Origin of the sequence: Yersinia sp. KBS0713 (genome assembly GCF_005937895.2) — a bacterium.
GTDB lineage: Bacteria > Pseudomonadota > Gammaproteobacteria > Enterobacterales > Enterobacteriaceae > Yersinia > Yersinia bercovieri.
In genome coordinates this window covers 3537405-3562833 of the sequence record NZ_CP042173.1, presented here as the reverse complement: position 1 = coordinate 3562833, position 25429 = coordinate 3537405, and the positions used below count along the sequence as shown (strand labels likewise).

Sequence of the window (25429 nt, the reverse complement as noted above, 5' to 3'; positions counted from 1 at the left end):
AACTGTTATTTAAATATAATAGCGAACCCGCTCGGCATTTATTTGTGTGTTATTTTAAAATGAATAAATGTTATTTTTGAGTTGTAATTCATTGCGTTTATATAGTATAAATCCACTGTGTTTTGGTGGTTGGTTATTAAGATTTAAATCTATAGCTAAAAACGCATACTTCAATGGGCTATTAAATAATAGGCTGTAATTTTTTATTTTTTCTTTAAGGAAAAACTCATGAAAAAAATGAACCTGGCTGATGCCAATACAATCGTTGGCGGTACTGGGACTACTTGTAAAGATACTTTTGAGTGGTTGACTGGTAGCACCACTTTAACTTGTCAGGCAATCACGACTTGTACTGACAAACACGGTAAAGTTGTTAGCCGTACAGTTGCACCTTCTAATGTTGCTAACTGCAAATAAGATGTGGCTTTAAGTCTTCGTTAATTTCTATTGATATTTAACGATGCCTCTGGCAAGTGCAGGGCGAATGACTGTGCTTGCCTGCTTTATTTTTTATTAATGCGTAATTGATTTTCAGATTCAAGAATTTTCGCATTAACTGAATGTTAAGAAACACGAATTTAAGCCGACATAAATATGATTTAACACTTGTTTATGTCTTTACCTGAACCTTGAATGTGAATACACCTTTATGTCTATAAAAAACGATATGTCGACAAAAAACAGTATATTTAGAAATAAGGGATTTTTTATCGGTTACACACTGTTGGTTATCCTTATTTCTTCATTGATAACAACAGCCTATTTTCACTATTTCGTGCTTAATCAAGATACCCAGGAAACGCTGTTTTCTGTCAGCGAAAGTGAAGTTGCAAACAGCCCAATCAAAGACGATAAAACAATTATTGAAATCTTCTCCTATGGCTGCCATTACTGCGCCATTAATGAAGAGAACGTCGCCCAATTAGAAAAACGTATGCCAGAGGGCAGCCGCTTTATTCGCCTACATATCAGCAGTGATAAAACCACGGGGCTGGGGCGTTTCGCGCCAATGTTCGCCACATTATCTGTGATGGGCATTGAGTCGCAGCATCGGCAAAGTGCTTACAAAGCGGTACTCGAAGATAACATCGATTTCAGCGATAACAGTCAACTCGAGAACTGGTTAAAAGCTAATGGCATTGATGTCGGCAAATATCAGCAAGCTAGCCAGTCTGCGGAAGCCAAAGCGCTAATCGCTTATATGACGGCAGTGACGGCGCACTACAAAATTGACGCCACCCCGACCTTTATTGTCGGCAAAAAATGGATAGCGTTGCAGGATCGTGAGTTCCCGGCATTCTCGGATCACCTCTTGTCATTGCTCGAGCACGATAAGGCGCTGGAGAAATAATGAGACTGCTAGCCGTATGGGGGTATTTTGCCTGGAGAAACCAGCTGGATAAGCTGGCTTTTAGCGGGCAAGCATTCACCCGCAGGCAGGCCCAACTGGCTATCTGGCTATTACGGCACGGTGATTATCGCTTTCTACTGATGCTCGGTGCTCTGCGCCGGGCTTTCGGTTTGGTGTCACGGCGGCAGAAGAATCTGGCCCATGTGGCGGCGGCCAATAGCCAATGCTTATTGGCCGGTCAGAAAAGCCCGTCGGCGCACCATTTTATTCGCACCGCACAGCGGCGTCAGGTGTTGGAGTTGGCGGCAACCTATGGGCAGAATCGGCGGATTTTAGCGCAGTTGGCTGCCTGTACCCAGCAGTTGGACTGTCAGGTCAGCGCACTGCACGCCGCCGGTTCACCGGTTGTTTTGGCACCACTGCACATGGTTTCGGATGTGCTCGCCGGCATGGTGGGCGCCGGGGCTTATCCGGGGCAGGCGACAGTTGTGGTCTCGGCTAGCGCTGAGGTTTATGAAGAGCAGGCGCGGCAAATGGGTGGGGTGAATATCTCTTATTGCTCCATTCATGCTGATAGTCGGGCGATTGCCGGTAACCTGATGGACGCCATTATGGAAGCGGCTGAGCATAAGCGAAATATCATGGTTTTTCCGGATATTACGCCGGATTACACCATCAATAACCAGATGGCAGAAACCGCCAAAATGCCCTGCCAGCTGTTTAACCGAGCCGCCAATTTGCACAGTGGCATTATTCGCATTGCCAGAGCACTGTCGGCACAGGTGGTTTTTTATTACCTGTATTACGACAAAGGGATAAAAATCCATATTTACCCTGCGCTTAGCGCACGGGAAGTCAAAAAGAGATTACCCGAATTGATCGAAACGTCAATGAAGCAGCATCCACAGGATTGGCTGTTATGGCACTCGCATTCGTTATTTTTTATTAATGAATAATGTCACTCATCAAGAATAGTAGAAAATGGAAAAGATAATCCCGACGCAAGTTTTTCAAAGCGAAACCAATGAATGCGGCTTGGCCTGTATCTCGATGCTGGCACAGACGCAGGGCATCAATGCACCGTTGGAAAGCTTGCGGGAGCGCTATCCTGCCTCACAGCATGGCACCTCACTGGCCACGCTGTGCACTATTTTGTCTGAGCTGGCGATACCCGCTTATCCGGTGGTGTTTGAGCATCAAGAGCTGTCAGCTATTCCGCTGCCGGCCATTTTGCACTACGGTGCGAGCCACTATGTGCTGCTCGCTTACCGTAAAGGTAACTATGTCTGCGTGATGAATCCGGCGATCGGGCAGCAGCTACTGCCGATGGATGCCCTAAAAGCAGAAATCAGCGGCTATGCACTGGTGCTGGACCCCGAAACTCCAGCCTCGCCTGAAGCGGTGAAGAAGATGGAGCACAGCAAGCGACTTAGTGCACTCGACTGCATGAGCCTAAAAGAGACCGCGAGTGTTCGTGGTATCTACTGGCTGATGACGCTGGCGTTTTTGATCTCCCTGACGCTATTTATCATGCCGACCATGGTCAGCAGCGCTATCAATGATGTGTTCTCCTCTGCGGGTGATAAAGAGTTCCCCTACTTCTATTTTCTGCTGGCCTTTGTGGTCTCCACCTCACTCGCTTTCTGTGTGCGGTACATCACCGAGCGCTACATCAAGCAGTTCGTGGTGCTCAATAGCGTCGCGGGTTTCGCCCGTCTGCTCAGCCATTCACTCAACTTCTTTGATAAGCGGGCACCGGGCGATATCTTCAGCCGCTTCTCGAACTGGCAAATGGCCGCTACCCAAAAAATTGAGTTGGATAATGGCCTGCGCACCGACTGGATTATCGGCGCCATTGCATTAGTAGTGATGTGCTATATGAGCCCGTTGCTGGCGATGGTCTCTGCGGTTGGCGTGATGTTGATGGGGCTTATCAGTATTTGGGCCATCTACCGTGACCGCTATTACACCCAGCAGTTGCAGGTCAAAGGTGCTGAGCAAAGTGATTTCATTTTAGAAACCATTCAGGGCTTCTCCACCATTAAATCTGCCGGTTTAGCCAGCCAACGGCAAGGGGTGTTTGCCGGTCTGGCGCTGTCACTGTTCAGCGCACTACAGAAGAAAAAAATCTACGATCAGGTCAAAAACAGCCTCTATCAACTGATCGGCAGCCTCGAAATGGTGTTCTTTATGCTGCTGGCTCTACCGATGTTGAAGCAGGGCACCCTCAGCTTGGGCGAGTTTTTTGCCTACAGTTTTGTGCGCGAAATTTTCACCTCATATATCACCAAGATTTTCTATGCGATTTTGCAGAAAAACCAATTACATGTGATTGATATCCGCGCCCGTGATCTGTTCCCGGCGGGGCAATCAACGCCGCCTGAAAACAGCTCGTCGATTCCTCCGGCGATCCCGGCGTTTACCCGCCAGTTGGATTACCAGCATATCCGTTTTGCCTACGACGCCAGCCAGCCAGTATTGCGCGATTTGTCACTGTCACTGACCCGTGGAGAGAGTGTGGCGATCATCGGTGAGTCCGGTGCCGGGAAGAGCACCTTGCTGAAAGTGATGGCGGGATTGATGCCACCACAGCAAGGGCAGGTGTTGGTCGATGGCGAAGCGGTTGATTTTCAGCAGGCCCACGCACTGTTCTTCCTGCAAAGTCAGGAGGACATCCTGTTCAACGCCTCGGTATTACAAAATATCACCCTGTTTGATGGTCAGTTAGATGCGGATAAGCGCCAACGTATTGAGTGCTCACTGCAAGGGCTGCAATTAACCTCGGTCATCGATAGATTACCGGGCGGCCTTAGTGCACTGGTGCGTGAAAGTCACGCCGCGCTCTCTTTAGGGCAGCGCCAGCGGTTATTACTGGCCCGCGCGATGTACAGCGATTGTTCGGTTTTGGTGCTGGATGAACCCACCGCCAATCTGGATGAAGAGACCGCCCATCAGGTGATGCAGACCCTATTGGCTCACTGCCGCGAATACCAGAAAACACTGATAACCGTAACCCACAGTGACAGTGTACTGCCGATGTTTGATCGGGTTTTCCGCTTGCACGACGGCCAACTGGTGCGTTTCTCTCAATCGGTGACCTCAAACCACCTCACCCCAGCGGCGGTTAACTGATGCGCATCAATATGACGAGCAAAACAGGGCGCTTAGCACTGATCCTGCTGATTGTGCTGCTGTTGGTGGTGGGCGCTGGGGTTGCGCTGTGGTTATCGGATAGCCAGCAGGTCGCACCACCATTAACTGAAACCATTGGTCGCGGTGATATTGAAAGAAATGTCATGGCAACCGGCAGCTTAAAACCCTCATTGCAAGTCAATGTTGGTGCGCAAGTCAACGGGCAGTTGACCAAACTTTATGTCAAGCAGGGCGACCGCGTGACCCGAGGCCAGTTGCTGGCTGAGATCGACCCCACGTTACAGCAGAACGAATTACGTAAAACCGGAGCTGAATTAGAGAGTGCACAGGCGCAGAAACAGGCCGCGCAGGCACTGTTACGCCAATATTTACTGGAGCTTCGCCGCCAGCAGACCTTGATAAAAGAGGGTTCAGGTATGCAAAGCACCCTGGAAAAAGCGCAGGCGCAATATGATAGCCAAGTGGCGCAGTTACGCGTTAATGAAGCCTTGATTGTGCAGAGCCAAATGGCGATGGAAACCGCCAAAGCCAATCTGGCCTTTACGCGCATTATGGCACCCATTGATGGCGAAGTGCTGGGCATCGTCACCAAAGAGGGGCAAACCATTGTCTCCTCACAAAGTGCACCCACCATTCTGGTACTGGCGAATGTCGATACCATGACGGTACATACCCGCATTTCCGAAACCGATATTCTTAAAGTTAGTGTCGGGCAGCCGTTATGGTTCTATGTGGTAGCCGATCCTGAGCGCCGTTATGAAAGCCAAATGGATGCTATTCAGGAAGCGTCAGCGGAGAGTTTGCGCGAAGATAGCGCCGGACAGCAGCCCAACCAGCGGCCCTCGGCTATCTATTACACTGGCATATTTAATATCGCCAACCACGAGCGGCTGTTGCGTACCTCAATGACGGCACAGGTGTTTATTATCACCGCGCAGGCGAAGAGTGTGTTGCGGGTGCCACTCTCCGCGCTGGGTGAACAGCAGCCGAATAAGCGCTATCGAGTGCAGGTGGTTAACGGCAAACAGATAGCGACTCGCTGGGTATCCCTTGGCCTGCGCAATGGTCAATATGCTGAAGTGAAAGAGGGGTTAGCTCAGGGTGATCAGGTGGTGCTGATGGGTGCGCCATCGGGAGCGACCCATGAGCCATAACCCTGCTCAGGCGGGCGTGGGGCCGCTGATCCAGCTCAAGGGCATTTATCGCCATTTTACTTCTGGCGCGCACTCTGTCGCGGTGCTGAAGAACATTTCTCTGTCGATTCAGCGCGGTGAAATGGTGGCGATCATCGGCGCTTCTGGTTCCGGTAAATCGACGCTGATGAATATCATCGGCTGTCTGGATAAGCCGACGCAGGGCGAGATGTCGATTCATAACATCCCAACGCGCGAAGCCAACAGTGAACAACTGGCGCAATTAAGAAGCCAGTACATCGGTTTTATTTTTCAGCGCTACCACCTGATGCCCTACTTAACGGCCAGCGAAAATGTGGTCATTCCGGCACTCTATACCGCCATGACTGCCGCCGAGCGCCAGGAACGTGCCGCCTACTTGCTGCGCCGCTTGGGGCTGGGCCAGCACCTGTTGCATAAACCGGCACAGCTCTCAGGGGGGCAACAGCAGCGGGTCAGTATTGCTCGCGCTTTGATGAATGGCGCGGGAATTATTCTGGCGGATGAACCGACCGGTGCGCTGGACAGTGCCAGCGGGCAGGAGCTGATGGGGATACTCCACGGCCTGCATCAGTCCGGCCACACCATTATTATCGTGACCCACGACCGCAATATCGCCAATCAGGCGCAGCGCATTATCGAGATAAGCGACGGTGAGATCATCGCCGACGCTCATAACGACGTCGCCGAAAGCGCGGTGGCTCATGCGGCGTTACCCGCCACTGTTGCCACTGGCCGCCCACACTGGTGGTTGAGTGTCAGAGAGGCTATCAAAATGGCCTGGCGCTCACTGCTTGGGCACCGCATTCGTGCCTTTTTATCGATGCTGGGCATCATTATCGGCATTTCGTCAGTGGTCTCCTCCATGGCTGTAGGGGAGGGGGCACGACAAGAGATCCTTAGCGAAATCAGTCAACTTGGCACCAGTACGCTGGATATTCGCCCCGGATTGGGCTGGGATAAACCACGCCCTGACCTGGAACGCTCCCTCACGCCAGCGGATGTGGCATTGCTCAGCCAGCAACCTTATGTCGATAGCTTGTCGCCGGTGGTCAGCAAAATGGTGACTGCGGTGCGGGGCGATAAAAAAGTGATGATCAATCTTGCTGGGGTCAGCAGCGGCTATTTTCAGGTGGAAGGGCTGAACTTTATTAACGGCGAGGGTTTTGACCCAGGCCATGTCAGCGCCCGTGAGCCGGTCGTGGTGCTGCAACCTGAACTGAGTGACACCCTGTTTGCTGGTGGGGAAAACCCGATTGGTGAGATTGTGCAGCTCGATGGTATTCCGTTGCGGGTGATGGGGGTGGCCAAACGTTCAGGTATGCAGTTTGGTGGATTACTGAGCGCGTGGATGCCCTATACCTCGCTGACGGAGCGCATCTCTGGTGAGATGCCATTGGAGTCGATCACCCTGCGGGTGCGTGACGGTTTCGAACTCAATGCAGCACAGCGCGAAGTTGAGGTGTTGCTGGATCAGGCCCACCGTCAGCGTGACTTTTTTATTCTGAGCAATGATGAAATGAGCAAAGCCATCCAGAAAACCTCTGATTCGATGACACTGCTGATCACGGCAATCGCCGCTATTTCACTGCTGGTCGGGGGGGTTGGCGTGATGAACATCATGCTGGTGTCGGTAACCGAGCGCACCCACGAAATAGGGATTCGCCTGTCAGTGGGTGCGCGCCAAAGTGACATCATGCTCCAATTCCTGATTGAAGCGGTGGTGATCTGCACCCTTGGCGGTTTGATTGGCATTGCTGGCTCGGCGCTGGCTGGGGTGGTTTTCTCGTGGGTGACGCAGACATTCACCATGATTTTCACTTGGCAGCCGTTGGCGCTGGCGTGCAGTTTTTCTGCGCTTATCGGGCTGGGATTCGGCTTTTTCCCAGCACGCAATGCCGCTCGTTTGCACCCGACCGAGGCGTTGGCTAGAGAATGAATAGATTGATTAATGCCGGGCTTATGGCACTGCTGCTCACCGGTTGCGGCTCCCTGCTGAAAAGTGATTATCAGCGGCCGATGTTGTCAGTACCCGACGAGTGGCGGGTTAAGGAGAGTGGCGGCGGTTATCTGAATCACAGTGTGCACTGGTGGGAGAATTTCGACGATCCACAGCTATCGGAAAGCATCAACCGCATGTTGCTCAGCAACAACGATCTGGCCGCCGCAGGGCTGAAATTGCAGCAGGCGCGGCTAACTGCGGGGCTGACCAATACCAATATGACCCCCAATGTCACGCTGAGCGGTGCGGGCAGTAATACCCGCGCGCTGAATGAAAATACTCAGCCACGAGAGAGCTATAGCACCTCGCTGGGGTTGAGCTACGAGCTGGATCTGTGGGGCAAACTGGCCCGCGCCCGCGAGCAATCAGCGTGGCTGGTGAATGCCACCGAACAGGATCGCCAGGAAACGGCGCTCTCGCTCATTGGTACTACTGCGGATCTCTACTGGCAGATTGCCAAATTCAATCAGCAATTGGGCTATCAACAGGCGGCACTGGCTATCTCGCAGGATACCCTAAACATGGTGCAATCACGGCTGGCAGCAGGTGATGCCAGTGAGATCGAGCTGTTGCAGGCGCAGCAGACGTTGTTGGATCGCCAAAACCAGTACCAAAATCTCGAACAGCAGCGGGAAGCGGCGCGTAATGCTATGGCGCTGCTGTTTAACCGTGCGCCTGATTATCGTCAGGCAGAACGTCACTCATTGGATCTACAGCAGCAGGTGCCGATAGCGGAAAGTTTGCCACTACAGGTGATTGCCCTGCGACCCGATGTACAGGCCGCCGAGTGGCGCTTGCGTGCCGCATTGGCCGGATCGGATGTGGCTAAATTGAACTTCTACCCGACACTCTCGCTGGGGGCCACATTGGATGCCGGTAGTGCGGTGTTTTCACAATGGTTTAGTAACCCGAGCCGCACCCTAAGTGCCAGCGGCGCGTTGCCATTCTTACAGTGGAATAGTGTGCAGCTCACCATCGACCAGTCAAAACTGGAGGTGCAATTGGCTGCTGTCGATTTTCGCCGCAAAGTTTATAGCGCGCTCAAAGATGTGGATGACGCGATGATGCAGCGGCTGAGCTACCAGAAACAGAAACAGAATCAGTGGCAGAACCTGCAACTCAGCCAACGCCGATTGAGCCTGACCAACAGTCAGTATCAGGCGGGGGCCATCTCATTTCAGACCTTACTGGACGCGCAGGACGCCCTGCTGACCAGTGAAACCAGTTTGCTCGAACTGCAATATAACTACCTGAATGCCACTATGAAATTGTGGTTAGCCCTCGGCGGCGGTGTGGTTAGCAGCGGAGTTGATAAGGACAGTAAAGGAACCAAACCATGACGAAGAGAGATACACAGCGCCGTGTTGTCGTGACCGGTTACGGCAGCGTGACCCCGATGGGCATGACCGCACAGCAGAGTTGGGATGCCATTATGGATTACCAATTGGGCTACCGCTATTACGATAAATCTGAGCAAGGCATCAAGTCGCGCTTTTTTGGCTTGCTTGACGCTGAACCCAATCTGAAATCGGTTCCTGCGGCCATTCGCCGCCGCCTACCGCGCTATGCCCGACTGGCACTGGCGGCCGCACGTGAAGCCATGGGTATGGCGTTCGGCGAACAGTCACCAGAGGCCTATTATGATTTGCTAGATTGCGGCACCATCATCGGCAGCGGCTGGGCGGGACAAGATGAGACCCATGATAACTACGAAGGCTATCTGGAAACCGGGCTGGGCACACCTTTCGGCTGCTTCCTGTCGATGCCGAATGCCGGTACTGCCGCCTGTAGTTTGTACTGGGGACTACGGGGTTATCAGAACTCACCGATCGCCGCTTGTGCCACCGGAACTATTGCCATTGGTGATGCATTTGAAATTATCCGCAGCGGCCGCGCATCAATGATGCTAGCCGGGGCGGGTGAATCACTGCGCAGCGATGCGGCGGTGTGGAATATCGATATTCTGGGTGCACTGGCGCGCGAGCAACAGGATGTGACCAAAGCCAGCTGCCCGTTTAGTCTGGATCGCAACGGTTTTGTACTCTCAGAGGGGGCGGCAGTCTTGTGCCTTGAAGAGCGCGAAGGGGCGATGGCACGCGGCGCGACTATCCTCGGCGAGATCAAAGGCTACGGTAACTACTCCGATGCCTTTGACTTTACTGCACCAGCAGAAGACCGGGTGGCACGGGTGAAAACCATTCGTCACGCCTTACAGCAGGCGGGTTTGAGCGCCGAAGAGATCGATTACGTTAACCTGCACGGCACCTCGACTCAGCTTAACGACCTGAATGAAACTCAATCTATCAAGCAGGCGTTTGGTGACGCGGCTTATACCACGCCACTTTCCAGCACTAAATCCTACTCCGGCCATTTGATTGCAGCGGCTGGCAGCTTTGAATCGATCATCTGCCTGCAAGCGCTGAAGCATCAGATTATGCCGGCGACCTGTAACCTGAAAAATGCCGATCCGCAGTGCGATCTGGACTACATCAGCGAAGGACATCGGCCAAAAGCCTTGCGTAATACGCTAAATCTCAGCTTCGGCTTTGGTGGGGCGAACGCGGCATTGGTTATCGGGCTGGATTGAGCATGATCTTTAACTACACCCTCAGTGATGCTGAACGCTGGGCTAAGTTTTCCGGCGATTACAACCCGATCCATTTTGATCTGCAACATGCGCAGCACCTTGGTCTACAGCAACTGACTGTGCACGGTATGCGCGCGATGCTGGATATTAAATATCAGCTCAGTGCGGCGCTATTACTCGCTATGCCTCAGGCGGATTTCCTGCGGTTTAACGTGCGCTTGCGCCAGCCAGTGCAGTGCCACACCGCCTATCAGCTGCAACTCAGTGAGGCGGTGGGACAGGTTAGTGGCAATTTGCTGGATATTGGCACTGGCGAAAGTTGCTTCAACAGCAAATTGCGCAGCGGGCCTGCGCTGAAACAGATGAAAAGTGACCAATGGAGTTCGCTATCGGCTGAAAAAGTGCATCAGTTCAGTCAGCAATTCCCTGGCAATGCGGCAGAACCCGCAGAGTGTTGGGGATTTTTCGACGCGCTGCTGTTTAAGCTGTTAGTGGCCGCCCCTGAAACCTTAGCGACCGCGAAAGCAGTGTTGCCGGGGATTCAGGCGGACACCTTGATTGATATTTTCGAGCATGTGCCGGTCATCCAGACACATCATGACGTGCATTTCAGTGCGGATTTACTGCGCACCAACCCGCATCTATTTGTCCGTAGTGCGCTGCAATACAGCATCGAACCGACATTAATCGTCGGTAACGCCGAGGATGGCTGGGTATTGCGCGCGGCTATTCAGGCCCGGTCAGACGCCGGGCCTTTAATCACCACCGCCGTAACATTAAAAACGTGGCCGCTAGCCGCGAACTCAATAAGGATTTGACCATGGAAAATTATCAACACGTTTATGACACCGTTTGCGAAATGTTGTGTGACGCCAAAGATCTGGAAATGTCAGCGCTATCACCTGAGATGTCGCTGCATCAACTGAAACTCGACAGCCTGGATTACGTCGAATTGATGGTTTTGGCAAAGCGCGAATTCGGGGCCACGCTAAATGCCGAGATGTTTATGGAAAACCCAGACATGACTTTAGGCGAGCTTTGCCAGAAATTAGCTGAGCAGAAGAGATAATATAATGAGCAGGAAGTGGGTATTGATTACCGGCGGCAGCCGTGGCATTGGCCGCGCATTGGTCGAAGAGCTGGCTAAAGAGTGGGATGTGGTTTTTACCTGGCGTAGCGGTGAGCAGCAGAGCTGCGAGGTGATAGCAAGCTGTGCAGGGCTACCCGGCTCGGTGACCAGTTACCGTTGTGATGGTAGTCACGAGGCGGATGTTGACCACTTGGCCCCGCAGCTGTTGGCGAAATATGGCCCGCCCGGTGCGGTAATTCATAATGCTGGCATTACCGGTGACAGCTTACACATTCAGCAAAATGGTGATAACTGGCGCAATGTGCTGGACACCAATCTGAACGCGGTCTTCTACTGGAATAAGCATCTATTGCCGCAGATGATGATGCAGGGCGAGGGTGCGGTGCTGCTGATCTCTTCAGTCACTGCCATCAAAGGCAATATCGGGCAGAGCGCCTATGGTGCCAGTAAAGCGGCGATGATTGGCCTTGGCCGCTCGCTGGCGCTGGAGATGGGGCGTTTTGGTATTCGGGTTAACTGCCTACTGCCGGGGATCATCGACAGCGACATGACACGCGCGATGCCTGCCGATGCCTTAAAAGGGCTGCGGAAACAGATACCGTTACGGCGCTTGGGTGAGGTGCAGGAAGTCGCCCGCGCTAGCGCCTTTATGATTGGCGATGATAGCCGCTACATGACTGGCCAGACACTGGTGCTGGATGGCGGGTTAACGGCTTAAGTTTGGCGTCAATAGATCCTGGCTAACCCTTCGCGGGCAATGGTTAGCCAGGTTGGCTCGCCACTCATTTAAAAAGCAAGGCTGAACCCTAGGGTTATGCCCTGTTTTGTGATGTATGACACCCTCCCTCGATCTCATCGTGATACTGCTCACAACAAACTGGGCATTTGCCTAAAAAACCTCGCCTTTATTGCTACTTTTGCAGCGAATTTCCTAATGACTATTTGATGGTTATCTTCAATACTGAGTAAGTGAAATGATATTCCACTTAAAAAGATCTGCCGTTCTAATATTTTAGGTGATTAAATCATTATTAAAAATAAGGGATTGCTGTTTCTCGCGCCAAGGGATGAAGGCCATTTAGTCAGAAAACAGTCGCGAATAGACCCAGACCATTGACCAGGTTGGTCAGCGGGGAAATGTGCCGAATGGGTCGTAACGGCGTAAGCCGTCGGAGCGCCCATCGGTGCAGTCACCCCGCGAGTCACCGAGCTATAAAATAGGTTTGTTAGCAGCCTAAGTCGCGAAGCGACCCCAGTTTCGATTGAAAACGAGATGAACTTTAAAGGCAGGTAATCAGGTGAAAATAATCTCAGTAGATGTAACCGTTTTTTCTTATCCCACCCGGCGTGTTTCTGATACTGCCGGGCACTCGCATCCCGGTGAGGAGTCGCAGGCCAAAATGGCGATGCTGACCTTGACCACCGATGAAGGCGATTGTGGCTACGCCTTTGCTCCGCCAGAAGTTATTCGCCCGCACATCATCAATAGCTTTTTTAAAAAAGTGCTGATTGGGCAGAACCCCTTTGACCGCGAGCGGCTATGGAATGATTTAGTACACTGGCAGCGGGGCAGCGCCAATCAACTAACCGATCGGGCGCTGGCGATTGCCGAGCAAGCTATCTGGGATCTGTTAGGGCGCAAGCTGGGCCAGCCCGTTTATAAGTTACTCGGCGGCTATCGCGATAAAGTGTTGGCCTACGGCAGCACCATGTGTGGTGACGAGTTGGCCGATGGCTTGTCGACACCCGATGAGTATGCGCGCTTTGCCGAGCAGCTGGTCGCCAGAGGGTACAAGGGGATTAAGCTGCATACCTGGATGCCGCCGGTCTCCTTTGCGCCGAGTCCACAAATGGACGTCCGTGCCTGTGCCGCAGTGCGCGAAGCGGTTGGGCCGGATATTGCTCTGATGCTCGATGGCTACCACTGGTACAGCCGCAGCGACGCACTCTATATTGGCCGTGAGCTACAAAAGCTGAATTTCAGCTGGTTTGAAGAGCCGATGGAGGAGCAGAGCATGGCCTCTTATTGCTGGTTAAGGGAGAACCTACAGATTGACATTATTGGGCCTGAAAGTCTGGCGGGTAAATACTTTAGCCGTGCTGATTGGGTGAAGGCTGGCGCCTGCGATATTTTACGTGCCGGTGTTCAGGGCGTGGGCGGCATTACCCCTTGCTTGAAAGTGGCGCATTTGGCGGAATCTTTCGGCATGGATTGCGAAATCCACGGTAACGGCGCGCCTAATTTGGCGGTGGTCGGGGCTATCCGTAACTGCCGCTGGTATGAGCGCGGGCTACTGCATCCGTTCCTCGATTACGACGAGCCAGCCGCTTACCTCAATAGCATCATCGACCCAATGGACAGTGAAGGTTATGTCTCACTGCCAACACGCCCTGGCCTGGGTGAGGATATCAATTTCGACTATATCAAGGCCCATACCCTGAGTGCGCAATAACCTTTAACCCGGTAGCTCACCGGCACACTAATGTCTTTGGGTCATAATAACCCGTTGTATCGACTATAAAAATAAGCATTCAGATCTAGCCTTTTCTTACCGGAGATGGTCCATGAACGCGATAATAATAGTTAGAACACTCCTCCTTACCCTGCTGGTCACCCTGACATCGGCTGGCGTCAGTGTGGCTAAAACACCCGATGACCAACTGATTGTTGGCATGAATATGAATAACCTACTGTCTCTTGATCCGGCAGCTATGACTGGCAATGATGCGGTTTCTATCATTGTGAACCTGTATGACTCACTGGTGGAGTTGGACCCACACACGCCGAGTAAAGTGCTGCCCGGTGCGGCGACGGCGTGGAGCATCAGTGATGATGGTCAGTTAATCACCTTTACCCTGCGGGATGGCATGAAGTTCCACTCCGGCAACCCGGTGACGGCAGCCGATTTTGCCTGGTCGATGAATCGCCTGATGCACCTCAATCTGGCACAAGCCACCACCTGGAAATCCTACGGTTTCACTGCCGATAACGTGGAACAACTGATTCGCGCCAAAGATCCTTTAACAGTGGAAGTGGAGCTGCCTAAACCCACTGACCCGAAACTGGTGATCTATTCACTGGGCACCTTAGGTAGTGGTTCGATTCTGGATCGTGCCACCGTAATGCAACATGAGAAAAACGGCGACTGGGGCAATGGCTGGCTGACCACCAACGAAGCGGGTTCCGGCCCCTTTAAGCTTGATGTCTGGCAGGCGAAAGATGTCTTGCGCATGAGTCGGGTAGAGAACTACTGGCAGGGTGATGCCAAGATAAAACGGGCGATATTCCGCCATATGACGGAGTCACAGGCGCTGCGGTTAATGATCGAAAAAGGTGATATTGATATTGCCAGTGGCATGTCGGTGCCGGATATCAACGCGCTGAAAAGTAACCCTGCAATCAAGGTCGATGAGGTCCAGCGCGGCACCATTTACTATGTGGCCATGAGTCTGAAGGAGCCGCACTTCGCTAATCCTAAAGTGCGCGAGGCGGTACGTTATCTAATTGATTATGATGGTATTAATAGCACGATAATGCCGGGGTATGGGATTTTCCATCAGCGCCCCATTCAGAAAGGGATGGATGTCACACTGCCGGATCCTGGCTATAAATTGGATGTCGCGAAAGCCAAGGCGCTGTTAGCCGAAGCGGGCTATCCAGAGGGTTTCACCACCACACTGCGCGTACTCTCTGATCCACCCTTTATCAATGTGGCGACTTCCGTGCAATCCACACTGGCACAGGCGGGGATTCAGGCCAAAATTTTGACCGGCACTGGTAATCAGGTCTATGGCGCGATGCGTGATCGTCAATTCGACATGCTGGTCGGCCGTGGTGGTGGTGGCGTTGACCCGCATCCTCACTCTAGCTTGCGCTCAATTGCCTATAACCCGGATAACAGTGATGCCGCCAAGCTGACCAACTTCCAAGGCTGGCGCACCTCTTTCTATGATAAGCAACTTAACGACCTGATTGATAATGCATTAATCGAGAAAGATCCGGCCACACAAAAGCAAATGTACATTGAAGTTCAGGAGCGCTACGACGCGCTATATCCTGCCATTTTACCCATCTCACAAATGGTTGATTCCGTGGTGGTGCGCAAAGACGTGATGGATTATGTGCCGCACCCATCAACCACGACCCGCCTGCTACAGGTGTACAAGCAGCGCTAACTCACTGCACGCAACCTAAGGGGCAGGGTGTTGTGTGCCTTGCCCGTTTCGGGAGGATAGCATGAAGGTTTCAGACTGGTTGGCCCCCCATGGCATCGCGCGGCGCTTATCAAAGCGCATTTTACAAGTGGTGGTGACCTTATTTGGCTTATTGATTCTGACTTTTATCATTGGTCGGGTGATGCCAATTGACCCGGTATTGGCAATTGTTGGTCAGGATGCGGATCAAAGCACCTATCAGCAGGTTTACCTGCAATTGGGGCTGGATAAGCCACTTTGGACGCAATTTTTTATCTATTTTAACTCGCTGATCCACGGTGACCTCGGCAATGCCTTGCTGACCGGTCGGCCGGTGGTGGATGACATCATCCGCGTCTTCCCTGCCACCATCGAACTTGCGACCATGGCGATTCTGGTCGGTGCCGGTCTGGGGATTCCGCTGGGGGTGATGGCTGCGGCGCGACGCGGCAAATTTGCTGACTATGTGGTGCGCTTTATTAGTCTGGCGGGCTACTCCACGCCGATCTTCTGGGTCGGCATGATGGGGCTGCTGGTGTTTTATGCTTGGTTAAATTGGGTGGGCGGTGCCGGGCGGGTCGATATGGCTTATGACGGTCTGGTGGATCGTCGTACCGGCTTGCTGCTGATTGACTCGGCGCTGGCGGGGGAGTGGGAAGTGTTCCGCAGCGCACTCAATCATCTGGTGCTGCCTGCTACCATTCTCGGCTTCCACTCGCTGGCCTATATCAGCCGCATGACCCGCAGTTTTATGCTGGCGCAGCTGTCGCAGGAGTACATTATCACGGCCAAAGTGAAGGGGTTATCTGAGTTTCAGGTGCTGTGGGGCCATGCATTCCGCAATATTCTGGTGCAGCTGCTGACGGTGGTCGCACTGGCCTACGGCTCACTATTGGAAGGCGCGGTACTGATCGAAACCGTCTTCTCGTGGCCCGGTTTTGGCTCCTATCTGACCGGCAGTTTACTGCTCGGCGATATGAATGCGGTGATGGGGTGCGTGTTGCTGGTTGGCCTGATCTTCGTTTCACTGAATTTACTCTCTGACATGCTGTATCAGATCTTTGACCCGAGGACGAATCAATGATGCTTTCCTCTGAACCGGATAACACTGTCACCCGCTCTGAGCACAACAATCAGGGCTGGAGGCGCGGACTCCGGCGGGTGCTGAACTTTATGCGCACCTTAATGAAAAATCCGCTGACCGCCATCGGCGTCTCGATCATCGGCTTGCTACTGGTGGTGGCATTTTTTGCCCCCTGGCTGGCAACCCATGATCCGCTGGTGCAGGATCTCGGCAATGCTTTGCAGGCACCCGGTAGCCAACACTGGTTTGGCACCGATGAGTTTGGCCGCGATCAATACAGTCGGCTGATTTATGGTGCTCGCACCACCTTATATATCGTGGCGTTGGTGTCAGTGACCGTCGGGCCAATTGGGCTATTACTTGGCGTGGTGGCGGGCTATTTCGGCGGTAAAGTCGACAGCATCCTGATGCGCATTACCGATATTTTCATCTCCTTCCCCAGCTTGGTGTTGGCACTGGCTTTTGTCGCCGCTTTAGGCCCCGGCCTGGAGCATGTGGTGATCGCGATTACCTTAACGGCATGGCCGCCGATTGCCCGTCTGGCAAGGGCTGAGACCCTCTCTTTGCGCAATGCCGATTTCGTCTCTGCGGTGAAATTGCAGGGGGCATCGCCGCTGCGGATCCTGTTGCGCCATATTGTGCCACTGTGTCTACCGTCGGTGATCATCCGTATCACCATGAATATGGCCGGTATTATTTTGACCGCCGCAGGGTTGGGCTTCCTCGGTTTAGGTGCTCAGCCGCCAGATCCTGAGTGGGGGGCGATGATCTCCAGTGGTCGCCGCTACATGATGGAGTGCTGGTGGTTAGTGACCATCCCGGGTTTGGCGATTCTGCTGAACAGTCTGGCGTTTAACTTCCTAGGAGATGGCCTACGTGACATTCTCGATCCCAGAACAGAATAAATCAGTGCCCTTGCTGGAAGTGGACGACCTGCGGGTCAGTTTCGTCAATGGTAAACAGGTCACCGACGCGGTGCGCGGTGTCTCCTTTGCCCTCGGCAAAGAGAAGCTGGCGATTGTCGGTGAGTCCGGCTCAGGTAAATCAACGGTCGGCAGGGCGCTGCTCAAGCTACATCCCGGCAGTGCGCGGATTGATGCCAATATCTTGCGCTTTGCTGAAGTGGATCTACTGCGCGCCAACGAAACCAAAATGCGCGAGGTGCGCGGCAAGCGGATGTCGATGATTATGCAAGATCCCAAATACTCATTGAATCCGGTGGTGTGTGTCGGCGATCAGGTGGCGGAGGCTTATCTGGCGCACCATAAAGTTTCACGTCAAGAGGCGCGAGATCGGGTGCTATCGATGTTCGAAGTGGTGCGCATCCGCCAACCGCTGCGGGTGTATAACCTCTATCCGCACGAAGTCTCTGGCGGTCAGGGGCAGCGCATCATGATAGCGATGATGCTGATTACCGGCCCGGAGATGGTGATCGCCGATGAGCCAACCTCGGCACTGGATGTCTCGGTGCGGTTGCAGGTGCTGGCGATGCTGGATGATTTGGTGCAAGAACGCGGGCTGGGGCTTATTTTTATCAGCCACGATATCAATCTGGTACGCAGCTTCTGTGATCGGGTACTGGTGATGTATGCCGGACGGGTGGTGGAGTCTATTGCCGCTTGTGATCTTGACCATGCGCAGCACCCCTACACCCGTGGCTTGCTCAATGCGCTGCCTGATCTGAATAACCGCCGTGATCGTTTGCCCGTGATGGTGCGCGATCCCGCTTGGATGAATGGTTAAGGAGCCTGCTATGTCTGCAAACGCGATGATTGAAATCAATAATCTTAACCTGATCTTTGGCGAGGGTAGCCAGCAGAATCAGGTGCTATTTGATGTCAATCTGGCAGTAAAAAATGGCGAGATTTTTGGTTTGGTGGGCGAATCCGGTTCCGGTAAAACCACGGTGCTAAAATGTCTGGCGGGGCTATTTAACCACTGGACGGGGCAGTTAACCCTCAACCAAATTCCCCTGGCGCACCGGATTGAACGTGATCGCTGCCGCCATGTCCAGATGGTGTTCCAAGACCCCTATGGCTCGCTGCACCCGCGTCATACCATCGAATACATTCTGTCTGAGCCGCTGATGATCCACGGTATTGGTGACCGCGAGCAGCGGATTGACACTATGTTGGAGAAGGTGGGCCTCAACAGCCTATTTCGCCAGCGCTATCCACATCAACTCTCCGGCGGTCAGCGCCAGCGCGTTGCCATTGCACGGGCGTTAATTCTGGAGCCGCGCGTCCTGCTGCTTGATGAACCCACCTCGGCGCTGGATGTGTCGGTACAGGCCGAAATTCTGAATCTGCTGGCTGAACTGCAACAGCGGGAGAAGCTGACCTATCTGATGGTGACCCATGATTTAGGGGTTATTGCCCACCTTTGCCATCGGGTGGCGGTGATGCAACATGGCCGAATTCTGGAAACCCTGAACACCGCAGATTTAACCACTGACTGCGAAAAAACCGCCTATACCCATATGCTGGTAGACGCCAGCCGCCAATACAGCCGTGATTTGGCGCAGAAAGCCGCTGAAATGTCGTAACCCACATTGGCGCTTCTGATCGGAAGCGCCAACTTCCGCTCCAATTCTCCAATTCTCCAACTCTCCAATTCTCCAACTCCGCCATGTTATCGCGATGCACAGAAAGAGCGCAATTTTGCACTTTTACTGTGCGCTAACTGTGCAATGAGTCATCACCTTGGCTGACGTTATCTGCCACTTTTCCGTTTTAGCTATTTCCGCAGTTAAGTGAAAGCGAAAAAATATCACTTTTATTACATGATGTTATACGCCCTGATTTCATTTTACCGCGCACTTTTTTGTGGATGGCATAGTTCATGCTTATGTCATTATATTCAAGTCACTTGAATACACTTCACACCACTTTAAATAGGGCGGCAATCATGACACGACGTAAACAGGCGATACCTCTGTGCTGGGCAATGCTGTGTGCTGCCAGCGTATTCTCTGCTACTGCTCATAGCGCAGATTTGCTGGATCGCATTAAAACCGATAAGACGATGACCATTGCTACAGAAGCGCGTTATGCGCCGTTCGAGTCGGTAGAAAATGGCAAGATAGTAGGCTATGACGTTGATTTAATGAACCATATTTTGAATAAAAGCCTGCCGGGTGTGGCGGTCAAACAGCTTGATTTACCTTTCCAGGGCATCTTGCCGGGTCTGGATGCCAAAAAATTCGATTTCGTCGTGACCGCCGTGACAGTGAACAAGCAGCGGATGGATCACTTCGCCTTTACCGTACCCATTGCCGAATCTACTGTGGCGTTGCTCAAACGTGATAATGACAGCTCGATCAGTACGTTAGAGGATCTGAGTGGCAAAATTGTCGGTTCACAAGCCGGTTCTGGTCAGCTTCAGGTGCTGCAAGAGTTTAACGAAAAACTGAAAGCCAGCGGCAAGCCGGGCCTCAAAGAGATCAAGCAGTACGTCTCCTTCGATGAAGCTTATGCCGATTTGGCCAACAAGCGCCTGGATGGTGTTGCCCAATCGTTGGCGAACCTTGGCCCATTAATCAAAACTCGCCCGGGTATTTTCACCACGCTGAAACCGATGTTGGGGCCAACTACCTATTTTGGCTGGGTCGGGCGTAAGGGCGACGACAGCGCCACCTTAGTCAAACTGTTCAGTGATGGCATCAGCGAGGCCAATCGTGACGGCACAATGAAAGCGTTACAGCAAAAATGGTTTGGCTTCGTGATGGATGTTCCCGCTGATCAGATGCCAGCCCCCAGCCTGTAAGAGGAGAGATTATGGCGGACTTTTTCCAGCGGCTGACGGCTTGGCTGCCGATGTTGATAGACGGCGCGCTGACTACCGCCTCGCTGTGTGTCGTCGCCATTGTGGCCGGTTTTTTTATCGGTGTGGTGATTTACCTGATGGAAAGCGGCCGCTCACGATTTGGCAGAGGATTCGCCCAGGTCTACATCAGCTTATTCCGTGGCACCCCGGTTTTGGCACAAGTGCTGTTGTGCTTCTACCTGCCGGGTGAACTGGGGGTGTCACTACCCGGTTATCTGGCTGCCGTATTGGCACTAACACTCAATACGGCAGCCTATCAGTCGCAGATCCTGCGCAGCGGTTTTGCCGCTATCCCGCCGGGGCAGCTAGAGGCGGCGGCAATGTGCGGGCTAAGTCCGCGCCAGACACTGTGGTATATCCAGATCCCACAAGTGCTGCGGTTGACCCTGCCATCACTGATTTCAGAGCTGATTGATGTCATCAAAGCTTCGGCGGTGGTGTCGGTGATCGCGATTACCGATTTGATGCGAGTAGGGCAGCAACTGGCATCAGCAACTTACCGGCCTTTAGAGGTCTATGTGGCGATTGCGTTGATGTATCTGGTGCTGACCAGCTTGCTGGCCCTGCTAGGCAGCTATGTTGAACGGCGCTGGCATAAGGAGACCCGATGAACGATCTCTTCCTTTATCTGCCTGATTTTGCTCGCGCATTAGGTGTCACACTGGGTATCAGCATGAGTGCGGCGATCATCGGGGCATGTGCGGGATTTATATTGCAAGCCCTCTGTCGCCACCACCTTTGGCTCTATTGGCCGTGGCGCACCTATGTGTGGATTATCCGTGGCACCCCCTATCTGGCACAGCTGGCGCTGTTCTATTTTGGCTTGCCCGCCATTGGCGTGACATTAACGGCGGTCGAAGCCACGGTGCTATCACTGGCCATCTACAGCTCGGCCTATTTTGGTGAAATCTTCCGCACGGCATGGAAAAGCATTGGGCAGGGGCAGTTGGAAGCAGCGCAAGTGCATGATATTTCAGCCTGGAAGAGTTTTTGGCACATTCAGACACCGCAAGCCCTGCGTTTTAGTCTGCCGCTATTAGGTAACCAATTTATTTTAACCATCAAAGAGAGCGCGGTGGCCTCCATTATCACCGTGCCTGAGCTGACCATGACCACCGGGCAAATAGTCGCGAATACCTATACCTACATTGTGCCCTATACCTTGTTGATCCTCAGTTATTGGCTGTTGGCGCAAGGCATCAGTGTCAGTGTGCGCTTACTTAGCCGTCAGGCCGTGGAGGGATAACATGATGAGTACTGGACCTATCATTGAATTACGTAATGTGGGCAAATCGTTCGCCGCCAATCGGGTACTGACGGGAGTGAATTTGACAGTCAATGCCGGCGAGATTGTCACCTTGATCGGCCCTTCCGGTTCAGGAAAAACCACCGCGTTACGCTGCATGAATTTTCTCGAAGCCTATGACGCAGGGGAGATTTTGATCAAGGGGCAGTTGCTGGGCTATAGCAGCGCGGGGCGCGAGCTGAAGCACCGCGACAGTGCGGCATTAATTGCCGAGGTGCGCCGCCCGCTGGCCATGGTGTTCCAGCAATTTAACCTGTGGCCCCATATGACGGTGCTGGAAAATGTCTGCGCGCCGTTGATGCTAGGCAAAAAACTACCACGGGAGCAAGCGCGCCAAAAAGCGGCCGCTGCACTGGCGCAGGTCGGGATGTCAGACAAAGCACAGGCCCGCCCATCACGTCTGTCCGGTGGACAGCAACAGCGAGTGGGGATCGCCCGAGCATTGGCCCTTGAGCCGGAATTACTGCTGCTGGACGAACCTACCTCCGCGCTTGATCCTGAGCGCGTCGAAGAGGTGCTCGATGTGATCAAAACTTTGGCAAACAACGGGATGACCATGGTGATGGTGACACATGAAATGTCATTTGCAGCCAAAATCTCCTCCCGCGTGGTGTTTATGGCCGATGGCACCATTGTGGAGAGTGGTGCGCCTGCCACGATGTTCCGTCAACCACAAACCCCCCGTCTGCAAGCATTTCTGGCTCCGTGGTTTAAGCGCCCACTGCAACTGGATGAAACGGAGGTTGGCCATGCTTAATTCCGCAGGCTTACAGCTTGCCGGTCACATCAACCAGCAGCGCTTGATGACGCGATTGGCGCAACTGGCCGAATTTGGCGCACTGGCGAACGGCGGAGTGAACCGGCAGGCACTATCCACCGAGGAGTTGGATGCCAGGGCCTGGTTGATAGATTGGGCTTTTGCATTGGGCTGTGAAGTGATGACCGACGACTGCGCAAATCTGTTTATTCGCCGCGCGGGTCGCGAAGATTTACCACCAGTGGTCACCGGCAGTCATATTGATACGCAGCCATGTGGTGGCAACCTTGATGGCTGTTATGGCGTGATTGCAGGGATGGAGTGCCTGAGCGCATTGGTTCAGGCGGAGGTCACCACACTGCGCCCGATTGAAGTGGCTATTTGGATGAATGAAGAGGGGAGCCGTTTTTCCCCCGGTGCGATGGGATCGAGCGCCTTTGTGCAGCCGCAGCGGCTGTCAGATTACCTGAATAATCAGGACGCCCAAGGGGTTACGCTCCGGCAAGCGCTAGCGGACTGTCATCAACGTTTTCCACATCTCCCGCGACGCGCCACGGTGCCGATGGCGGCTTTTGTTGAGCTGCATATTGAGCAGGGGCCGGTGCTGGAGCAGGCCAATCAACCCTTAGCGGTGGTACAAGGGATTCAGGGAGTGCGCTGGTATCAGGTGAGCTGCCTGGGGCAATCAGCCCATGCAGGGACTACCCCGATGGCCGATCGCCAAGATGCCATGTCACTGGCGCGCCAAATAGTCGATCAGTTGGAAAAACAGGCCGCGACACTGCCGGCAGATCAATTACGACTGACCTTTGGGCGCTGGGAGGTGGAGCCAAATGCCATCAATACGATTGCCGGTCGTGCCACCTTTACTCTGGATTTTCGTCATGCTGATCCTGCGGTATTGGCGCAGTTTGATGGCTGGATGCAGCAGGTTGCCGCTGACAATGTGGTGGTTGAGTCTGTTTTCAGCCATCAGCCGGTGGCCTTCAATGCCCAACTGCTGACTCAACAATATGCTTGTGCGCAGGCGCTACAGATAGATACCGCGACCCTAACCTCCGGTGCATTCCATGATGCGATGCATCTGGCCACTCATTGCCCCACCAGTATGTTTTTCGTTCCTAGCCATAACGGCATCAGCCATAACCCGGCTGAATATACCGACCCTCAGTATCTGTATCTTGGCGCGAAGGCATTAGCCTGTTGCCTGACAGAACTGGCCAATCAACCCATAGGAGTCTCCCATGAGCACCCACACTTATCCTGCTTGCTGTGAAAAAGACAATGGTAGCGCGCTGGGCACCAATGCCACGTTATCTTCCCCGATCTCTGCCGACGGTACACCGGTCATTGGTGAGGTGTATACCGTGCCTGCCCGCTGTGGGCGGGCGGTGAAACTAAATAAAGGGCAGGTTATTCGCATTACCAATACTCCCGGAAGTCAGGTGTGTGACACTTGGCTCTTCAATAGCGCCGATCTGAGTGAGTTCTCATCAATGGAACATACGCGCGCATTTATTGATAAAATCATTCCACAGCCGGGAGATGCGCTGGTGACCAATCAGCGTCGTACCATTGGGACATTACTCACCGATACTTCGCCGGGTGTGCACGATACTCTGATTGCCGCTTGCGACCTTTATCGCTATAGCAATATGGGGATCACTGAATACCACGACAGTTGTGCCGATAATATGCGTCTGGCGCTAAATGCTATCGGTTTACGGGCGCGCGAAGTGCCGCAGCCCTTGAATCTGTGGATGAATATCCCCGTTAATCCGGATTACACGATCTCTTGGTTACCGACCGTGAGCAAAGCTGGGGATTACGTCGAGATCCGCGCCGAGCTAGATTGTATTGTGGTTATGTCTGCTTGCCCGCAAGACATTGTGCCAATCAATGGTTGTAACCCGCAGGATGTGCATTTTAGTGTGACCGAATAATCGGCCACTCTGCTTGCGCAGGTACAGATATCGATAATGTTGCCCGGCATGGATACGCCGGGCGTTTGAGCCTCTTTCAGCAGCAGATATCAACTTATGAAAAAAAACGGCGATAACGGCGGTTTTGTTTTATCTGATTTAGGGATGCGTTTACGCCATGCTCGTTTGGCGCAAGAGATCACGCTAAAACAGTTGGCGCAGAAAGTCGGCTGCTCAGAGAGTTTGCTCTCCAAACTGGAAAATGAGGTCGCATCGCCCTCCCTTGCCATGTTGCATCGGCTGGCGAGCGCACTGGAAACCAATATTTCAGATCTGATGGCAGAGAGCTGGGTGGCAGATTCGCCGGTATTGAAGCCAGAGCAGCGCATTCGTAAGCACTTTGTCCACCGAAATAAGCGCGGCGGTATTGCACTGGAGAATCTGACTCATCACCACAAAGGTGGGTTGCTACAGGGAAACATTCACATCATCGAGGCAGGTGTCGCCAGTGATGGGCAAATAGAGCACCATGGTGAGGAGATGGGCTATGTCCTGGAGGGGGAGATAGCACTCTATCTCGGCGAGGAGACCTATACTCTCAGTGTGGGCGATTCATTTTATTTCCCCAGTAATGTCCCCCACGGTTACCGCAATATCGGTGAGACCGCCGCGAGGGTGTTGTGGGTGAATACGCCCGTCACCTTCTAAAATCCCCGTCATCTTTCACGTTGCAGGTGTGTTGGCTGCCCTCGGTTACCCGAATCACTGACGGGTGTCAGCTCATCGGGATGTCCTCAGTTGCCGCCTTCCTGCACCACGAAATCTATAGGGGATTGCCTAATTCGATGGTCATCTTTCAGGTTACAGGTGTGTTGGCTGCCCTCGGTTACCCGAATCACTGACGGGTGTCAGCTCATCGGGATGCCCTCAGTTGCAGCCTTCCTGCACCACGAAATCTATAGGGGATTGCCTAATTCGATGGTCAT

The 25429-nt window shown here is 53.1% G+C and carries 24 protein-coding genes; all 24 read left to right on the top strand.

The annotated features are described in order from the left end of the window. The first annotated feature begins 228 nt into the window (after nucleotides 1-228). The 24 genes from FFE93_RS17055 to FFE93_RS16940 all read left to right on the top strand — a co-directional run bounded on the left by FFE93_RS17055 (nucleotide 229) and on the right by FFE93_RS16940 (nucleotide 25151). Entirely contained in the window at nucleotides 229-417 is a 189-nt protein-coding gene (locus tag FFE93_RS17055; protein WP_032897804.1) for a DUF4762 family protein, read from the top strand. Between the two features lie 307 nt (nucleotides 418-724). Then, on the top strand, nucleotides 725-1351 hold the full coding sequence (locus tag FFE93_RS17050; protein WP_049600074.1) for a DsbA family protein: 627 nt from the start codon (nucleotides 725-727) through the stop codon (nucleotides 1349-1351). Next, on the top strand, nucleotides 1351-2307 hold the full coding sequence (locus FFE93_RS17045) for an ABC transporter (RefSeq protein WP_138775630.1): 957 nt from the start codon (nucleotides 1351-1353) through the stop codon (nucleotides 2305-2307). Before FFE93_RS17050 ends, FFE93_RS17045 begins: the two co-directional genes overlap by 1 nt. A 25-nt stretch (nucleotides 2308-2332) precedes the next feature. Further along, complete coding sequence (locus FFE93_RS17040; RefSeq protein WP_138775628.1) at nucleotides 2333-4483, top strand: peptidase domain-containing ABC transporter; 2151 nt, start codon at nucleotides 2333-2335, stop codon at nucleotides 4481-4483. An 11-nt stretch (nucleotides 4484-4494) separates the two neighbouring features. Beyond that, nucleotides 4495-5658, top strand: coding sequence for an efflux RND transporter periplasmic adaptor subunit (locus FFE93_RS17035; RefSeq protein WP_409994324.1), 1164 nt, complete (start codon nucleotides 4495-4497; stop codon nucleotides 5656-5658). Continuing rightward, entirely contained in the window at nucleotides 5648-7615 is a 1968-nt protein-coding gene (locus tag FFE93_RS17030) for a MacB family efflux pump subunit (protein WP_032897799.1), read from the top strand. The genes FFE93_RS17035 and FFE93_RS17030 overlap by 11 nt, the downstream gene beginning before the upstream one ends. Beyond that, on the top strand, nucleotides 7612-9018 hold the full coding sequence (locus FFE93_RS17025) for an efflux transporter outer membrane subunit (protein WP_057647957.1): 1407 nt from the start codon (nucleotides 7612-7614) through the stop codon (nucleotides 9016-9018). Before FFE93_RS17030 ends, FFE93_RS17025 begins: the two co-directional genes overlap by 4 nt. Next, nucleotides 9015-10265: a beta-ketoacyl-[acyl-carrier-protein] synthase family protein gene (locus FFE93_RS17020; protein ID WP_032897794.1), complete on the top strand. Its 1251-nt coding sequence runs from the start codon at nucleotides 9015-9017 to the stop codon at nucleotides 10263-10265. The genes FFE93_RS17025 and FFE93_RS17020 overlap by 4 nt, the downstream gene beginning before the upstream one ends. Nucleotides 10266-10267: 2 nt before the next feature. Beyond that, nucleotides 10268-11083 (top strand): MaoC/PaaZ C-terminal domain-containing protein, encoded by an 816-nt coding sequence (locus FFE93_RS17015; RefSeq protein ID WP_390898804.1) that lies wholly within the window; start codon nucleotides 10268-10270, stop codon nucleotides 11081-11083. 2 nt (nucleotides 11084-11085) lie between these two features. Continuing rightward, nucleotides 11086-11334: an acyl carrier protein gene (locus tag FFE93_RS17010; protein WP_057647956.1), complete on the top strand. Its 249-nt coding sequence runs from the start codon at nucleotides 11086-11088 to the stop codon at nucleotides 11332-11334. A 4-nt stretch (nucleotides 11335-11338) separates the two neighbouring features. After that, a complete protein-coding gene (locus FFE93_RS17005) occupies nucleotides 11339-12073 on the top strand; it encodes an SDR family NAD(P)-dependent oxidoreductase (protein ID WP_005274093.1) in 735 nt (244 codons plus the stop codon). A 580-nt stretch (nucleotides 12074-12653) separates the two neighbouring features. Beyond that, a complete protein-coding gene (locus FFE93_RS17000) occupies nucleotides 12654-13808 on the top strand; it encodes a mandelate racemase family protein (RefSeq protein WP_049599641.1) in 1155 nt (384 codons plus the stop codon). Between the two features lie 112 nt (nucleotides 13809-13920). Continuing rightward, nucleotides 13921-15531 carry an ABC transporter substrate-binding protein gene (locus FFE93_RS16995; RefSeq protein ID WP_138775623.1) on the top strand — a complete coding sequence of 537 codons (1611 nt, stop codon included), beginning with the start codon at nucleotides 13921-13923 and terminating at the stop codon, nucleotides 15529-15531. Nucleotides 15532-15592: 61 nt separating this feature from the next. Then, complete coding sequence (locus FFE93_RS16990) at nucleotides 15593-16633, top strand: ABC transporter permease (protein WP_005274085.1); 1041 nt, start codon at nucleotides 15593-15595, stop codon at nucleotides 16631-16633. Between the two features lie 89 nt (nucleotides 16634-16722). Beyond that, complete coding sequence (locus FFE93_RS16985) at nucleotides 16723-17538, top strand: ABC transporter permease (protein ID WP_371410622.1); 816 nt, start codon at nucleotides 16723-16725, stop codon at nucleotides 17536-17538. Next, nucleotides 17501-18376 (top strand): ABC transporter ATP-binding protein, encoded by an 876-nt coding sequence (locus FFE93_RS16980; RefSeq protein ID WP_050413687.1) that lies wholly within the window; start codon nucleotides 17501-17503, stop codon nucleotides 18374-18376. Before FFE93_RS16985 ends, FFE93_RS16980 begins: the two co-directional genes overlap by 38 nt. A 25-nt stretch (nucleotides 18377-18401) precedes the next feature. Then, nucleotides 18402-19178, top strand: coding sequence for an ABC transporter ATP-binding protein (locus tag FFE93_RS16975; protein WP_005274079.1), 777 nt, complete (start codon nucleotides 18402-18404; stop codon nucleotides 19176-19178). 362 nt (nucleotides 19179-19540) lie between these two features. Further along, the gene (locus FFE93_RS16970; RefSeq protein ID WP_032897787.1) at nucleotides 19541-20398 is read left to right on the top strand and encodes a transporter substrate-binding domain-containing protein; all 858 of its coding nucleotides are present in this window, start codon (nucleotides 19541-19543) and stop codon (nucleotides 20396-20398) included. Between the two features lie 11 nt (nucleotides 20399-20409). Next, nucleotides 20410-21069 (top strand): amino acid ABC transporter permease, encoded by a 660-nt coding sequence (locus tag FFE93_RS16965; protein WP_005274076.1) that lies wholly within the window; start codon nucleotides 20410-20412, stop codon nucleotides 21067-21069. Further along, nucleotides 21066-21704, top strand: coding sequence for an amino acid ABC transporter permease (locus FFE93_RS16960; protein ID WP_032897783.1), 639 nt, complete (start codon nucleotides 21066-21068; stop codon nucleotides 21702-21704). Before FFE93_RS16965 ends, FFE93_RS16960 begins: the two co-directional genes overlap by 4 nt. A gap of 1 nt (nucleotide 21705) precedes the next feature. Then, nucleotides 21706-22521 (top strand): amino acid ABC transporter ATP-binding protein, encoded by an 816-nt coding sequence (locus FFE93_RS16955; RefSeq protein ID WP_138775622.1) that lies wholly within the window; start codon nucleotides 21706-21708, stop codon nucleotides 22519-22521. Further along, nucleotides 22514-23797, top strand: a complete 1284-nt coding sequence (locus FFE93_RS16950; protein ID WP_138775620.1) for a M20 family metallo-hydrolase — start codon at nucleotides 22514-22516, stop codon at nucleotides 23795-23797. The genes FFE93_RS16955 and FFE93_RS16950 overlap by 8 nt, the downstream gene beginning before the upstream one ends. Beyond that, nucleotides 23766-24464 (top strand): DUF1989 domain-containing protein, encoded by a 699-nt coding sequence (locus tag FFE93_RS16945; RefSeq protein WP_032897778.1) that lies wholly within the window; start codon nucleotides 23766-23768, stop codon nucleotides 24462-24464. Before FFE93_RS16950 ends, FFE93_RS16945 begins: the two co-directional genes overlap by 32 nt. 96 nt (nucleotides 24465-24560) lie before the next feature. After that, nucleotides 24561-25151: a cupin domain-containing protein gene (locus FFE93_RS16940; protein ID WP_005274061.1), complete on the top strand. Its 591-nt coding sequence runs from the start codon at nucleotides 24561-24563 to the stop codon at nucleotides 25149-25151. Nucleotides 25152-25429 lie beyond the last annotated feature (278 nt).